Source organism: Streptomyces sp. Y2F8-2 (assembly GCF_014905555.1).
Taxonomy (GTDB): domain Bacteria; phylum Actinomycetota; class Actinomycetes; order Streptomycetales; family Streptomycetaceae; genus Streptomyces; species Streptomyces cynarae.
In genome coordinates this window covers 290775-304711 of record NZ_BNGS01000008.1, presented here as the reverse complement: position 1 = coordinate 304711, position 13937 = coordinate 290775, and the positions used below count along the sequence as shown (strand labels likewise).

Below are 13937 nucleotides of genomic sequence, written 5' to 3'. Positions count from 1 at the left end.
GCGCAAGGAGGATTTCCACAGCCTCATGCTCGCAGTGCGGGTGTTCCGCGACTGTCCTGGCCATGTCACGACCTGGTACCGGTGGCGCGAAGGCTAAAACGGCGTTCTACAACACGCTTTCCAACTGTCCGCACGGCCGTACGGGGACGTTCACCAGGGTTCAAACGGCAGGTCAGAGCAAGCGCGCGTATTGCGATGAACAGTGGCGGCCGGCGGCGCACTGGACAGAAACCAGGACAACGCTGGAACCCAGATTTTCGTCCTTGCCTATGCCCCTCTAAGATCGTCGCGGGCCGGACACGGGGGCAGGTCGCATGGATCTCTTGGGGCAACTGGTAACGATCGCTGCAGTGTTGCTGGGTGGACTGGTCACGCACTACACGAACCATGCGATGGAGCGCCACCGGACGCGGTACACGATGCTGACGCGGTGGGATGAACGGAAGCTAGACGCGTACGCCGAGTACATCGACCGCGTCCGAAGCTGCATTTACGCGGCCGTCCTGGTCTACGAGACCAGGCAGGGGATGCGGACCGTCGAGCAAACCGAGCAGGAGCTGACGGAGGCCCTGGTCGAAGCCGGGGTGTGGCGTGGCCGGGCGTTCGAGCGAATCATGTTGCTCGCTGAGGATGGGGTGATCGAAGCCGCTCACAACCTGAACGCCACCGCCCACGCCATCGACTGGCGAGCGCGAGGCGTGACGAACGGCCCCCTGGAAGACTGGCGCGCGCTGCACAGGAAGGTATTCCAAGAGATCAACCGCTTCCACGAAGCGGCGCGGAAAGACCTTGGCGTCAGCGGAAGCTTCCAGGGGGACGAACATGGTGCGAAGGATCTGATTCTGCCCAGCACCCGCCAGGAATCGGACGGCTGATCAGTCTCCGAGGTAGCGCCACGCATCGAAGCTCGCGAGAACTTCAGCGCGCGCGCCGATTACAGCCATACGTGCGGACCGCTCGCCCTCATGAACATGGGCCTCTTGGCTGGTCACCTGGCCCGGCCACTTCCGGTAGAGAAGTCCGGTCTCAGCGCTGAACCAACCACGGGAAACGGCGTTGAGTGCCAACAGGAGTCCTGTGTCTTCCGACGCTGGCAGCGCCATCCAACCGCCGACGGCAAAGAGTAGATCCCGCCGCACGCAGAGCGTCGCGGGGTGAACCTGAGCGCGGTAGCCATGTGCTTTCCAGTGCTCCAGAACTGCACCGCGCTCGATGGGTCCGGCCGGCGGGTCCTGGTCAAAGCCGACGGTGGACCCGTCCGGCAGCAGATCCAGAACTCGGCACGTGGCCCAGCCGACCCCGGTTTGAGAGAGGGCGGCAATGTCGCGCGCGAGCGTGCCCGGCGTCAACATGTCGTCCGCGTCGAGAACCTTGACGAACTTGCCCTCAACGCGGGCGAGCCCCATGGTCCTCGCCATAGCCGCGCGACCGGCCCGCCCCTGCGCGAAGCTCACTCGCTCGTCATCCGGCACGAACGGCGCAACAGCGTCAGTCTCGCCGTCTTCCTGAATGACCCACTGCCAGTCCCACCCGTTGGGCATTTCCTGCTCAACGAGCGACTTGTACGCGTCCGGCAAGTGCTGAGCACCCGGCGCGTGTACGGCCGTGATGACGGTGATCGTCTCGCTCATGCGTCACCACCGAGCCAAGGGAGTCGTGAACTCCAGAACAGTGCGGTCCCCAGGCAATGTCACTTCAGCCACCTCCACGACACGGCCGCCCGTGTCGATGCTGGTCTTCCGTAGAACCATGACCGCGACGCCCGCAGTCAACCCCAGCTCTTCAGTCTCCTCTATCGTGGGCGGCCGGGCGGTCACTCGCTCGATGACGCGGTCTAGCTCGATGCCCACGGTAAGAAGCTGATTCTGTGTGCCCCCGGGCCACGGTTCCTTGTTCTGGTCGAGTAGATCAGGGTTGGCCGCCGCCGTCTCGTACACAAGCCAGGACCGGCTGACGTTGAACGGTGCGTCTTCCTCGCGGTATCGGGTTCTGTACACACGTTCGAGCATGCGGGTGCCGACTGGGACGCCGAACAGCTCTGCTAGTTCCTCGTCCGCTTCGCTCTCGCCGTACTCTGCGCTGAAGACCAGGTCAGAGACTGTCAGGCCCGTGTCGTGTTCAGTGGCTCCGGTTCGCCGACGCTCTTCCAGAGGATCACGGGCCCGGTCCTTCTCCCACTGGTGACGCTCATTGGTCCGGGTCACCATGCGGCGAGTCTTGCGGACGACATTGCCGCGACCGTGCTGCTTCTCGATCAGCCCTTCCGCCTGCAACACGCCGAGAGCCTGTCGCAAGGTTGGCAGGCTCTTACGGAACTCCTCCACAAGCTTGGTCTCTGCCGGCAGGCGCTCGCCTGGGCTCCACTCACCTGCACGGATGCGCTGTCGCAGATCGTCCGCGATGCGCTCGTAGGCCTTGGCCATTGGATCTCCACCGTTCCTGAATTGGCGCGCCCCCTCAAGGTAACTCCTCAAGAGGAGTTGAGGACAGGAGGTCCTGTCTTCCTGTTGTTCCCGGAGGAAAGCCCGCGAGGGTGAACGAAGGAAGCGCCGGTTCCTTGAGAACTCAACAGCGTGCTTTGAGATCGACAGGGCGCTACGCCCCTGTCGCCGGGACGGCCGGGTGATGACCGTCGGGCCCCGGTTATCCAGCCGTGAGGGCGCGAGATCAGATCTCGCCCGGGGTGCTTGGCCTGCCGCGACCTGCGGCTTTGGCTCTTACGACCGGATGCGGCCGCACTCCCGGACAAGGACAACGCGCCGCATCCGGTCTCCCTATCTCGACGCAGTCAGAGGAGAGGCCCACCATGCGTATGCGCACCTTCGTCGCCTGGCGTGGGCAAGCACCGCCTTGACCGCTTGCAGCCCGAGCACCTGGAAAGCCTGTACCGCCGTATGCAGGCGAACGGGGAGCGCAAGGCCGCGCCGCAACTTCCATGCCCCCCGGCTGACTGGCTCTACCTCGGTGCGATGCAGTCCGCGAACGCCGTCCGCCCCGGCGTGGATATCAAGTCCACGATGGGCTACGCCCGCTGGCTCGGGTTCGGCACCGGCACCATGGCCTACCTGCCGGATGCCGTGCGCGCGCTGGTCGTGAGCAAGCCGTGTCCGGTCCGGGCCGCATCTCAGGCCACCATGGTGCCCGCACCGGTCGGGGGCGGTGAGTGCCGCCACCGCACGCCCGCCTACCTGGAGCGTGGCATCGCCATGGCGGAGCAGCGCATCACAGACGCTCGCGAAGCGGTGCACGCCACCGTCTACCGCACCTTCCTCGCTGTGCTGTCCACCCACGGCCGGTGCGGCTGCCTCACCGACGCCCACGTCGCCCGGCTGTTCTCCGCCGCGCAGGCCAAGGGCGAATCGCCCCGGCACTGCACCGACGCGTGGAACAACGCCCGCACCAGGTTGGGACTGTGACCATGTCCGACGACGAGAAGACTCCGGCCCGCCAGATCATCACCGACTACGCGCAAGCGCACTTCCGGTACTTCCGCACCATCGACGGGACCGTGTACGCGCAGAAGAACGGGCACCCCGTCGCCCGGCCCATCCGCTCCCAGGGCACGACCGGGAGCCACCGACAGGAACTCATGGTCGGCCTCTTCAAGGACGGGGTCGGCGTGTTCAACGGCACGGCACTCAAGGAGGCGTTGGACTTGATCGAAGCACTCGCGCTGAGCGAGGACGTGCAGCCCACCCACATCCGCGTCGCCCCCGGCTTTGACGGTGCCACCTGGCTCGACCTGGGCCGCGACGACGGCAAGTCCGTCCGCATCCACCCCACCGGCTGGGACATCCTCACCCCCGACCCACAGGAAGTCTGCCGGCGGCGCACCCAGCTCACCGGAGAACTGCCACTGCCCGCCCGGGACACCAACGGCAAGGGAATCGACCTCCTGCTGCGCCTGTGCAACTTCGCCAGCGCCGAGACCGAGTGCCTCGCCCTCGCCTGGCTCATCGGCTGCCTGGAGCCGTCCGTGCCCGTCCCCGCACCGTTCCTCACCGGGCCCCAGGGAGCGGGCAAGTCCACCGGCGGCCGGATGCTGGTGCGGATCATCGAAGGGATGAGTGGCGACCTGCGCCGGCCACCGAAGGACGAGGAGAACATGATCACGGCCGTCGCCGCCGGATGGGTCACCGCCCTGGACAACCTCTCCCACCTGCCCCCCGACCTGTCCGACCTCATGTGCTGCATCGTCACCGGCGCCGAGAGCATCAAGCGCGCGCTGTTCACCGACGGCGACGTCGTCCGCTCCCGCTACCGGCGCCCCATGCTCCTGACCGGTATCGACGTCGGCGTCATCCGTCCCGGACAGGCGCGATCCCCCCAAGGACCCACTCCCCTGAAAACGGGGCCCAGAGCCCCGCCATGACCGAAGCCTCCAAGGAGTCGACCGTGGCACGCCCCCAGATGCTCAAACTCCCCGAAGTCCTCGACGAGATCGGCATGAGCCGCGCCGCCTTCTACCGCATGCGCGCCCGCGGCCAAGCCCCCCGACTCCGCAAGCTCCCCAACGGCCAGGTCCGCGTCAGCCGGGCCGACCCACCGAGTACTGCGACGTCTGGGAGCGAGCGCGCAAGGCGGTGCTGTCGCCCAGCGAGGTGAAATCGGAACTCGCCGCTGTGCCGTACTCACTCCGCCACGCCGGCGTCTCCCTCTGGATCAAATCAGGCGTGGACCCCGCAGAGGTCGCCGCGCGTGCCGGCCACAGCATCGCAGTGCTGTACCGCTTCTACGCAAAGATCCTTAAGGGTGGCCAGAAGCACTCCAACGACCTGATCTCCCGCGCACTCGACGAGGGCCACGGTTCCTGATCCTGGCCCACGGATGGCCCATACGTACTGGTCAACGGTGGGATACGCGCGAGAAAGGGTGAGACAGGTCGAACGGGAAAGGGGTGCTCCGGAGACCGGAACACCCCTTCTGACCAGCACCTAAGCTGACCTGCGTGCGGTGGGTGTGGGATTTGAACCCACGGTGGCTTGCGCCACGACGGTTTTCAAGACCGTTCCCTTAGGCCGCTCGGGCAACCCACCTCGCCCCGGCCCGCCTGGGGCGGAGCGGGCTACAGCCTACCGGCCTGCGGCCTCGCGCGGGGCTTGTGGTCCACACGGGGTCCACTGACTGTCTTCCACGCTCGAGGCCGCCCGCTGGGCAGTGTCTGATCTGCCCCTGCCACCGACGTCCGGGTCACCGTCGGCTCTGGCAGCCGCAGCCGCTTGCGGCCTTCGCCTCAGCGACGGTAGCCGTTGGATCGGCGGCCTGCTCGCCGGATGTGCAACAAGCACTGACGCCGCAGCAAGCGGCGGCTGCCGAGGAGCCGTTTGCCTCTGTCGCGCTGGTGGGCTTGACGGCGCGGACGACGGCAGAGTGCATGCCGTCGGCAACCGGGTGGGTGGGAGTGATCTCAACGTCCATGAAGCCGGCCGCCTCCAGTCCCCGGCGGTATTCGGCGAACGACAGGGCACCGGCGATGCACCCGACGTAGTCGCCGCGCTCGGCGCGCTGCTCGGGCGTGAGGCTGTCGTCGGCGACCACGTCGGAGACGCCGATGCGACCGCCGGGCTTCAGGACGCGGAAGGTCTCGGCGAACACGGCGGGCTTGTCGACGGACAGGTTGATCACGCAGTTCGAGATCACCACGTCGACGGTGTTCGCGGGCAGCGGGATGGACTCGATAGTGCCCTTCAGGAACTCGACGTTCGTCGCGCCCGCCTTCTCCGCGTTGGCCAGGGCCAGGGCCAGCATCTCGTCGGTCATGTCCACCCCGTACGCCTTGCCGGTGGGGCCGACGCGTCGAGCGGAGAGCAGGACGTCGATGCCGCCGCCGGAGCCCAGGTCGAGGACGCGTTCGCCCTCACGCAGTTCTGCGACGGCGGTCGGGTTGCCGCAGCCGAGTGACGCGGCAACCGCCTCAGCGGGCAGTGCGTCGCGCTCGTCGGCGGCGTACAGGGTCGAACCGAAGTTCTCGTCGACCTCGACCGGCTGCGGCCCGCAACAGGCGGCGCCCCCCTCGGTCACCTTCACGGCCGCCGCGGCATAGCGCCGGCGGACGGTTTCACGCAGGTCTGTGGACTGCTCGCTCATGACTCACTCCCGGGTGACGGGGCATGACGGTGCCCCCGGAACGGCCTGTATTGACGTTCGTTGATGCAACCTTGCGCCTTGAATCGAAAAACGTCAACATAGAGGCATGTCGAAACAAGAGCTTGAGCTGATCGGGCAGGAAACCGCCTGCTGCGCTGGGCTGTCCTCGCCGCTGGATGAGGACAAGGCGGCCGAGCTGGCGAAGGTGTTCAAGGCTCTGGGCGATCCGGTCCGGCTACGGCTGATGTCGATGATCGCCTCGCGCGGTGAGGGCGGCGAGGTCTGCGTGTGTGAGCTGACGCCGGCCTTCGAGTTGTCCCAGCCGACGATCTCCCACCACCTCAAGCTGCTCCGGCAGGCCGGGCTCATCGACTGCGAGCGGCGCGGGACCTGGGTGTACTACTGGGTGCTACCCGGTGTCCTGGACCGGCTCGCCGCATTCCTGACCGCGCCGCAGACCGCCGGAGCCATCGCGTGACCGCGCCCCTGAGTCGACGGCTCGCCGCTGAAGCCGTGGGAACCGGGCTGCTGGTGGCAGTGGTGGTCGGCTCCGGCATCCAGGCCACCGAGCTGTCGCGCGACGTGGGCGTGCAGCTGCTCGCCAACTCCCTCGCCACCGTCTTCGGACTGGGCGTGCTGATCGCCGTGCTCGGGCCGGTCTCCGGCGCGCACTTCAACCCGGCCGTCACCCTCGCCGCCTGGTTCACCGGCCGCAACAAGGCCGATGGCCTCACCCTGCGAGACGTGGCCGCGTATGTGCCCGCACAGATCGCCGGGGCCATGGGCGGGGCGATCCTGGCCGACGCGATGTTCGCCAAGCCGCTGGTCGAGTGGTCCACGCACGACCGGTCCGCCTCTCACCTGTGGCTCGGTGAGGTGGTCGCCACGGCCGGGCTGATCCTGCTGATCTTCGGACTCGAACGCATCGGCAACGCCTCCCTCGCACCGGTGGCCGTGGCCTCGTACATCGGAGCCGCCTACTGGTTCACCTCCTCCACCTCCTTCGCGAACCCGGCAGTGACCATCGGCCGGGCCTTCACCGACACCTTCACCGGAATCGCCCCTGCCTCCGTCGCCCCGTTCGTCGCCGCCCAATTGGTCGGAGCCGTGCTCGGGCTGGGCGCCGTCATCACCGTGTACGGCCGTCCCGCCCCCGCCGGGGACAAGGTCGTCGTCCCACACGGCGAACCCGAACTCGCCTCCTCCTGACCCACTCCGCTCTCCCGGAAAGACGCCTGCCATGAGCACCCCCGCCCCGCGCCCCTCGGTCCTGTTCGTCTGCGTCCACAACGCCGGCCGCTCCCAGATGGGCGCCGCGTTCCTGACCCACCTGGGCGGCGATCAGGTCGAGGTCCGCTCGGCCGGCTCCGCCCCCGCCGACGCGGTCAACCCCGCCGTGGTCAAGGCAATGGCGGAGGTCGGCATCGACATCTCCGCCGAGACACCCAAGGTCCTCACCACCGAGGCGGTGCAGTCCTCGGACGTGGTGATCACGATGGGCTGCGGAGACACCTGTCCCGTTTTTCCCGGCAAGCGGTACTTGGACTGGCAACTGGACGACCCGGCGGGCCAAGGAATCGACGCGGTGCGGCCCATCCGGGACGAGATCGAACAGCGCGTGCGCGGCCTGCTCACCGAACTTGGTATCCCAACGGCGGCATGAAGAACTGCGGGTTTGTGTGGGCCCACCCGGCGAGGTACGAGTTCTTCCCTCTCCTGACGTGATCGGCGGCGGTCATGGCCTGGGTAGTGAGAGGCACCCCTTCTGACCAGCAGGTCTATGACCTGCGGAGGCGGCGGGATCCGAACCCGTGGGGACGCTTTCGCGTACTCACGTTTTTCAAGACCGTTCCCTTAGGAGACCGTTCCCTCAGGCCGCTCGGGCGACCCGCCTCGCCCCGGTCCGCCCGGGGCGGCGGGACAAGCCCACCGGTCCCGGGCCGTGCTCGTCCGTGCCGCCTGGCGCACCGTGCGGCTCAGTTGTCGCCGACGCGGGAGCCCAGGGTCACTTCCGCCGTGTGGGGCCTGCCGTCGCGCTGGTAGGTGATCGTCACCTTGTCGCCGGGCTTGTGGGTCCAGATCTCGCCAATCAGGGTCGGGCCGCTGTCGATCACCGTGTCGTCCAACTTGGTGATCACATCGCCCGGCTTGAGGCCCGCCCTGTCCGCGGGGCCGCCCGACTCGACCGCGGCGGAGCCGCCCGTGCTTTGGTCGGTGATCTTCGCGCCGCCGGAGGAGTCGTCCAGCGAGACCGAGGCGCCGATCTTCGCGTAGACCGGCTTGCCCGTGGCGATCAGCTGCTGGGCGACGTACTTCGCCTGGTCGATCGGGATCGCGAAGCCAAGACCGATCGAACCGGACTGGCCGCTGCTGCCGAACCCGCTGTTGTTCGTCGACTGGATCGCCGAGTTGATGCCGATGACCGCGCCCTGGGCGTCCAGCAGGGGACCGCCTGAGTTGCCCGGGTTGATCGAGGCGTCCGTCTGCAGGGCGCTCATGTAGGACGCCTTGCTGCCGGAGCTGCCGTCGCTGGAGGCCACCGGACGGTGCTTGGCGCTGATGATGCCCGAGGTCACCGTGTTCGACAGGCCGAAGGGCGCGCCGATGGCGATCGCCGGATCGCCGACCTCCACCTTGTCCGAATCGCCGAGGGCGAGCGGCTTGAGGTCCGACGGGGCGTTCTTGAGCTTGATGACGGCCACGTCGTAGCCCTGCGCGTGACCGATGATCTCGGCGTCGTACTTCTTGCCGTTCGGGAACGTCGCCGTGAGCTTGCCGCCGTCGACCGCGTCGGCGACCACGTGGTTGTTGGTGACGATGTGGCCCTGCTTGTCGAAGACGAAGCCCGTGCCGGTGCCGCCCTGGCCGTTGGTCGACTCGGCCTCGATGGTGACCGTGCTCGGCAGCGCCCTGGCGGCCACGGCGGCGACCGTGCCGTTGTCGTGCCTCACATCGCCGCCGCTGGTGGCCGCGGAGACCGTCGTGGAGCCGCTGGAGTCGTCGTCCTTGGCCAGCTGGTAACCGATGCCGCCACCGACGCCGCCCGCCACCAGCGCGGCGACGAGGATCGCGGCGACCAGACCGCCACGCCTGTTCTTGGGCTTCGGGGCGGGGTTCTCGTACGGGGCGCCCCAAGGGCCGCCCGCACCGGTGCCGCCCGCGTACGCGGGGGTGGCCGGCGGAGGCGGCGGCCAGCCGGACTGGGGGGCGGAGGAGGCCACGGGGTGCCCCGGCGGCACCGGCGGGAGCTGCGCGGTCGGCGCACCCTCCGGCTGCGGTGCGCCCTCGGGCCTCGGCGGCTGCGGGGCACCGTGCCCGAGCGGTGCGCCCCCCGCGGGCGGAGTGCCCCCCGCGCCCGGGGTGCCTGCGGAAGGCGCCTGCCCTTCGGGGGCCTCACCCGGCGCGGAAGCAGGAGCGTCCACCGGCACAGGAGGTGCAGACGGGGCCGGGGGTACCGCAGTGCCCTCGTTCTCGGTGCTCACAGCTCTTCTCCTCGTTCCACGGCTGTCTTCTCGGTCGCACTCGGCCGCACTCGCACACCCGCGCGCGGCGCCGGGCGCTCCCAGCTGTGCGTGTCCCTTTGTACGCCGTCAAGCTTTTCCCACCGGACGTCAGGGCACCATAAGCGGTGGCTGTGGGTCCGTGGCCATCCTTTATATCGGACCGGTGCGAACAAAAATCTGCATTCCCGACACCTCGCCGATTCCGTCACCCCGCCCTCCGGTCCCACGTGTACCCCGCGACAGTGGGACGATGACGCGGTGACCCACGCACGACAGCACCAGGTTCAGGTCGTCGCCCACCGCGGGGCCTCCGAGGACGCCCCCGAGCACACCCTCGCCGCGTACAGGAAGGCGATCGAGGACGGTGCCGACGCCCTCGAGTGCGATGTCCGGCTGACCGCGGACGGACACCTCGTCTGCGTCCACGACCGGCGCGTCAACCGTACGTCCAACGGACGCGGCGCGGTCTCCGCCCTGGAACTCGCCGACCTCGCCGCGCTGGACTTCGGCTCCTGGAAGAGGAGCGACGAGGAGCCCGACTGGGAGCACCGGCCGCAGGACCCCGAGGACACCTCGGTGCTCACCCTGGAGCGGCTGCTGGAACTCGTCGCCGACGCCGGGCGGCCCATCGACCTGGCCGTCGAGACCAAGCACCCCACGCGCTGGGCGGGGCAGGTCGAGGAGCGGCTGCTGCTCCTGCTGAAGCGGTTCGGCCTGGACGCCCCGGAGTCCCCGGACAAGTCACCGGTACGGATCATGAGCTTCTCGGCGCGGTCACTGCACCGGGTGCGGACGGCCGCGCCCACGTTGCCGACGGTGTACCTGTTGCAGTTCCTCTCGCCCCGGCTGCGGGACGGGCGGCTGCCGGCCGGTGTCCGGATCGCGGGGCCCTCGATGCGGATCGTGCGCACCCACCCCGCGTACATCCAGCGGCTGAAGCGGGCCGGACACCAGGTGCACGTGTGGACCGTGAACGAGCCGGAGGACGTCGACCTCTGCCTGGAACTGGGCGTCGACGCCATCATCACCAACCGCCCGCGCGCGGTGCTGGACCGGCTCGGTCGCTGAGCGGGGTCGACCTCCGCCACGGAACGTTTCTCCCCCGGGACGCCCATATGGGATGAAACCAGCCATGGTGATGACAGGGAGTGCACCGGCGCGTTCGGTCCGTGTTCGATCGTGTCGAGTGCATCACTCGGCGTGTACGGACGGTTTCCGGCCCGGTCACGCGGGGCATTCACACCGTGGCGTGGGGCGAAGGAGGTCTCGGGGGTGGCGTTGGTGGTGGCACAGGAGGTGCCCACGTCGTCGAGCATGGCCGTACCCCATGGTCCTGCGGGCGTGGGGGAGGCAAGACACCGGATGCGCGATCAGTTGCGCACGGGTGGCATGTCGGAATCGGTCATCGACGATGCTGTATTGATCCTTTCGGAACTGCTCAGCAATGCGTGTCGGCACGGCAGACCACTCCGCGACAGCTTGACGGCAGACGGGGACGTGCGCGCCGCATGGCGTGTCGACACCTCGGGACGGCTCACGGTCGAGGTGACGGACGGAGGCGGCCCGACCCGCCCGGTTCCGGCGACCCCCTCGGTGACCGCGCACGGCGGCCGGGGGTTGAACATCATCAGGGCGCTGGCCAAGGACTGGGGCGTACGGGACGACGCCCACGGCGAGGTCACGGTCTGGGTCGTCGTCCAGGACGACACCGACACGGCCCGCCGCAGCGAGGACTTCGCCTCACGCGTCACGGCACCGGCCGTCTCGCAGATACCGGGCCTGGACTTCGAGGACGCGTTCGACGACCTGGACTGAGGTGGTCGGGGACGCGTACGACGACGGGACCGACGGGGTCGAGGACGCGTACGACGACCGGGAGTGAGCCGTCCAGGGGCGTTCGGCGACCGGGAGTGAGCCGTCCGGGACGCGCTCGACGACCACGAGTGGGCTGACCCAGGAGGCGCTCGAAGACCAGGAGCGAACCGGTCCGGGTCGCTCCCCACGACCCGGCACTGAACGGTCCAGGACACGTTGGGCGACCACGACTCGGGCCGCCGGCGACCGGTCCGCCGGCCCGGGGCCGCCCGGCAGCCCCGCCTAACCGGCACCGCCCCACCCGGCACCGCCTCCACCCGGCACCGCACAGGCCGATCCCGCGCCCGGCCCGAACCGGCAGACGCGCACGGTACGGACCGCCGGCGAACCGCCGCATGCCCCTCCCCACCCCCCGATCCGCGTACCGCCAGGTGGACCCTCCGGTGCGTTGTCCACAGGATCCCGTCGGGCGTCGTACGAACGGCTAGGCTCGCGACCGTACGAAACGAGCCGTAACCGGGAGACACCCACGATGGCCAAGAAGCGACCCCAGACCCAGGCCAAGCGCCCGCAGCCCACGGACGGTGCCCGCGCCGATGGGGACGTCCCGGTCGTCGGCGGCCGGGAGCCCTGCCCCTGCGGCAGCGGCCGCCGCTACAAGGCCTGCCACGGCCGTGCCGCCGCGCACGCGGTGACCGAGCTGGTGCAGCGCCCGTTCGAAGGACTGCCCGACGAGTGCGACTGGGTGGCGCTGCGCGAGCTGGTGCCTGCGGCGACCGTCGAGCTGAAGCTGCGGGAGGAACTCCCCGAGGGCGTCCCCTCGGTCACGCTCGCCACGGTGCTGCCGATGGCATGGCCGGCGCTGCGCCGCGACGACGGCTCGATCCTGCTCGGCCTGCAGAACGACACGGCGTCGGGCGACATCAGCCGCGACCTCGCCGACACCCTCCAGCGTGCCCTCACCGCCGAGCCGGGCACCCCGATCCAGGGCCGCCGGCCGCCCGCCGACGGCCCGCGCCTGCAGGACCTGCTGGACCCCGAGGGCCCCTTCGAGCCGGTCGTGCACAGCGGCTTCGAGTTCTGGGTCCCGGACGCGGAGAACACGACGCCGGAGGTGGCCGCCTCCCTGGAGCGGGCCAACGCCGCGGCGATCCCCACCGTCCGCCTGACCGGTGTGGACGCCGCGTACTGGTGCCAGACCCCCGAGAAGAACCACCTGCGGTGGGTCATGCCGCACCCCGAGGAGCGGCTTCTGGACGCTCTCGCGCGGCTGCACGCGGCCGGCGGGTCGAGCCTCGGCGAGGGCACGCGCCTGGTCGGCTCCTTCCGGGCGCACGGGCTCACGGTGCCGGTCTGGGACCTGCCGAGCGACATGGGCGCGGAGGACGTGGAGAAGCCGGCGGCCGAGTTCGCCGAGCGCCTCGCGACCGCGCTGGCCTCCGACGCGCCGCTCACCGCGGACGAGCGCCGGGCCCGCGGCGGACTGACCAACCGACAGGTGACCCTCAGCTGACGCGCAATCCCGGCCCGGCCACCCGGTCGGGCCGGGCGGACACCGACCAGGGCCCGACCTCAGGTGACTCCTGTCACAAGCCCCCGCTGCGACCGGCCAATCCGTGTCCGAATAGCCGAGATCGAATTTGCGAACCGCCGATCTCTTGTTACCGTTCCAGTAGCCCGGTTGCTGGTGCATCCCCCGTCGCCAGCAACCGGGTCTTTCCATGTACGGGTAGGTGCGGCGCAACAGGCCGCGAGATCAACTCCCGCACGAGAACAGCGAGTTACTCCGTACGAGGCCGGTGAGTCACTGCCGTACGGAGCGGTGAGTCACTGCCGCACGAGATCAGTGAGTCACTGCCGCACGAGATCGGCAAGTCGCTGGCGGACGAGATCGGCAAGTCGCTGCCGGACAGGACCGGCGAGTCACTGTCCGCCCGCGGCCACCTGGTCGCTTCCCGAGCGCAGCAGCAGTGGTCCGCCCCCGTCGCTCCGGGAGAACTCCGCGACCGCCGAGTAGGCGCCCATGTCGCCCGCCACCCGCTGACGTGGCGTGTCACAGACCGCCGGGTCGTCCGCGGCGTCCACCGCGCAGTGCATCTGCACGCTGCGCCCGCCCGGCGCCATGAAGCTCAGGACCCCGGTCAGCCTCGCGCCGGTGGCGTTGCGGTAGTAGGTGCGCGCCCAGGTGTCCCGCCCCTGCGTCAGCACACACGTCTGCGCCTCGATGCCGTCGCCGGAGGAGAGTTGAGGGCCGCAGCGGGCGGCGGTGGCGAGGCCGAGGCCCAGCAACCGGGGGCGGGAGGGGACCGCCCGCTTCCCGTCCTCGTGCGCGGGCGGGCGGAGCGCGGCCTGGTCCGCCTCGCCGACCGGCCCGGCGGACGCCACGGCGAGCGGCAGCGCGATGACGGCCACCACCACGCCCAGGAGTGCGAGCAGCCGCTTCCTGCCGGACTCGGGCCGATCGTCGGCCCGCGCGCCCGCCTGCATCCCCCGTTTACCGTGTCCCCCAGGACGAATCAGCATGAGGCCGAA

Annotated in this window: 14 protein-coding genes, 1 tRNA gene and 2 pseudogenes; 11 read left to right on the top strand and 6 right to left on the bottom strand. The window is 69.4% G+C overall.

The features are described 5' to 3' along the window. The first annotated feature begins 314 nt into the window (after nt 1–314). On the top strand, nt 315–875 hold the full coding sequence (locus SY2F82_RS26880) for a hypothetical protein (RefSeq protein ID WP_200421719.1): 561 nt from the start codon (nt 315–317) through the stop codon (nt 873–875). Here SY2F82_RS26880 and SY2F82_RS26875 read toward each other — a convergent pair whose 3' ends face one another. Continuing rightward, nucleotides 876–1631 (bottom strand): glycosyltransferase, encoded by a 756-nt coding sequence (locus SY2F82_RS26875; protein ID WP_200421718.1) that lies wholly within the window; start codon nt 1629–1631, stop codon nt 876–878. It abuts the gene before it with no gap. 3 nt (nt 1632–1634) lie between these two features. After that, nucleotides 1635–2423, bottom strand: a complete 789-nt coding sequence (locus tag SY2F82_RS26870; RefSeq protein ID WP_200421717.1) for a GntR family transcriptional regulator — start codon at nt 2421–2423, stop codon at nt 1635–1637. 528 nt (nt 2424–2951) lie between these two features. On the opposite strand from SY2F82_RS26870, the pseudogene SY2F82_RS26865 reads away from it, so the two are divergent. The 4 genes and pseudogenes from SY2F82_RS26865 to SY2F82_RS39730 all read left to right on the top strand — a co-directional run. Then, a pseudogene (locus SY2F82_RS26865) lies at nt 2952–3416 on the top strand (DNA primase); the annotation flags it as partial. 2 nt (nt 3417–3418) lie between these two features. Continuing rightward, nucleotides 3419–4318, top strand: a pseudogene (locus tag SY2F82_RS26860) (ATP-binding protein); the annotation flags it as partial. A 77-nt stretch (nt 4319–4395) separates the two neighbouring features. After that, nucleotides 4396–4605: an AlpA family transcriptional regulator gene (locus SY2F82_RS39130; protein WP_236041810.1), complete on the top strand. Its 210-nt coding sequence runs from the start codon at nt 4396–4398 to the stop codon at nt 4603–4605. A 68-nt stretch (nt 4606–4673) separates the two neighbouring features. Further along, nucleotides 4674–4814 carry a hypothetical protein gene (locus SY2F82_RS39730; protein ID WP_308437792.1) on the top strand — a complete coding sequence of 47 codons (141 nt, stop codon included), beginning with the start codon at nt 4674–4676 and terminating at the stop codon, nt 4812–4814. Between the two features lie 137 nt (nt 4815–4951). On the opposite strand, the gene SY2F82_RS26850 is transcribed toward SY2F82_RS39730, so the two are convergent. Further along, nucleotides 4952–5036: transfer RNA gene (locus tag SY2F82_RS26850), tRNA-Ser, on the bottom strand. Nucleotides 5037–5190: 154 nt separating this feature from the next. Then, nucleotides 5191–6087: an arsenite methyltransferase gene (arsM, locus tag SY2F82_RS26845; protein ID WP_200421716.1), complete on the bottom strand. Its 897-nt coding sequence runs from the start codon at nt 6085–6087 to the stop codon at nt 5191–5193. Nucleotides 6088–6193: 106 nt separating this feature from the next. Here arsM and SY2F82_RS26840 point away from each other — a divergent pair, with 106 nt between their 5' ends. Genes SY2F82_RS26840 through SY2F82_RS26830 form a run of 3 tightly spaced genes read left to right on the top strand, consistent with a single transcriptional unit; the run spans nt 6194 to nt 7750 of the window. Further along, the gene (locus tag SY2F82_RS26840; RefSeq protein WP_200421715.1) at nt 6194–6565 is read left to right on the top strand and encodes a helix-turn-helix transcriptional regulator; all 372 of its coding nucleotides are present in this window, start codon (nt 6194–6196) and stop codon (nt 6563–6565) included. Further along, entirely contained in the window at nt 6562–7296 is a 735-nt protein-coding gene (locus SY2F82_RS26835) for an MIP/aquaporin family protein (RefSeq protein ID WP_200421714.1), read from the top strand. Before SY2F82_RS26840 ends, SY2F82_RS26835 begins: the two co-directional genes overlap by 4 nt. Before the next feature lie 31 nt (nt 7297–7327). Beyond that, nucleotides 7328–7750, top strand: a complete 423-nt coding sequence (locus tag SY2F82_RS26830; protein ID WP_200421713.1) for an arsenate reductase ArsC — start codon at nt 7328–7330, stop codon at nt 7748–7750. Nucleotides 7751–8063: 313 nt separating this feature from the next. Here SY2F82_RS26830 and SY2F82_RS26825 read toward each other — a convergent pair whose 3' ends face one another. Further along, nucleotides 8064–9569 carry a S1C family serine protease gene (locus tag SY2F82_RS26825; RefSeq protein WP_200421712.1) on the bottom strand — a complete coding sequence of 502 codons (1506 nt, stop codon included), beginning with the start codon at nt 9567–9569 and terminating at the stop codon, nt 8064–8066. A gap of 279 nt (nt 9570–9848) precedes the next feature. Between SY2F82_RS26825 and SY2F82_RS26820 the strand changes: the two genes are divergently transcribed. From SY2F82_RS26820 to SY2F82_RS26810, 3 genes are all read left to right on the top strand, one after another. Then, a complete protein-coding gene (locus SY2F82_RS26820) occupies nt 9849–10658 on the top strand; it encodes a glycerophosphodiester phosphodiesterase (protein ID WP_200421711.1) in 810 nt (269 codons plus the stop codon). A gap of 204 nt (nt 10659–10862) precedes the next feature. Continuing rightward, complete coding sequence (locus tag SY2F82_RS26815; protein WP_236041809.1) at nt 10863–11405, top strand: ATP-binding protein; 543 nt, start codon at nt 10863–10865, stop codon at nt 11403–11405. A gap of 532 nt (nt 11406–11937) precedes the next feature. After that, nucleotides 11938–12918, top strand: coding sequence for a DUF5926 family protein (locus SY2F82_RS26810; RefSeq protein ID WP_200421710.1), 981 nt, complete (start codon nt 11938–11940; stop codon nt 12916–12918). Nucleotides 12919–13328: 410 nt separating this feature from the next. Here the strand turns inward: SY2F82_RS26810 and SY2F82_RS26805 are convergent, their stop codons facing one another. Then, nucleotides 13329–13892, bottom strand: coding sequence for a hypothetical protein (locus SY2F82_RS26805; protein WP_200421833.1), 564 nt, complete (start codon nt 13890–13892; stop codon nt 13329–13331). Between the last annotated feature and the right edge of the window lie 45 nt (nt 13893–13937).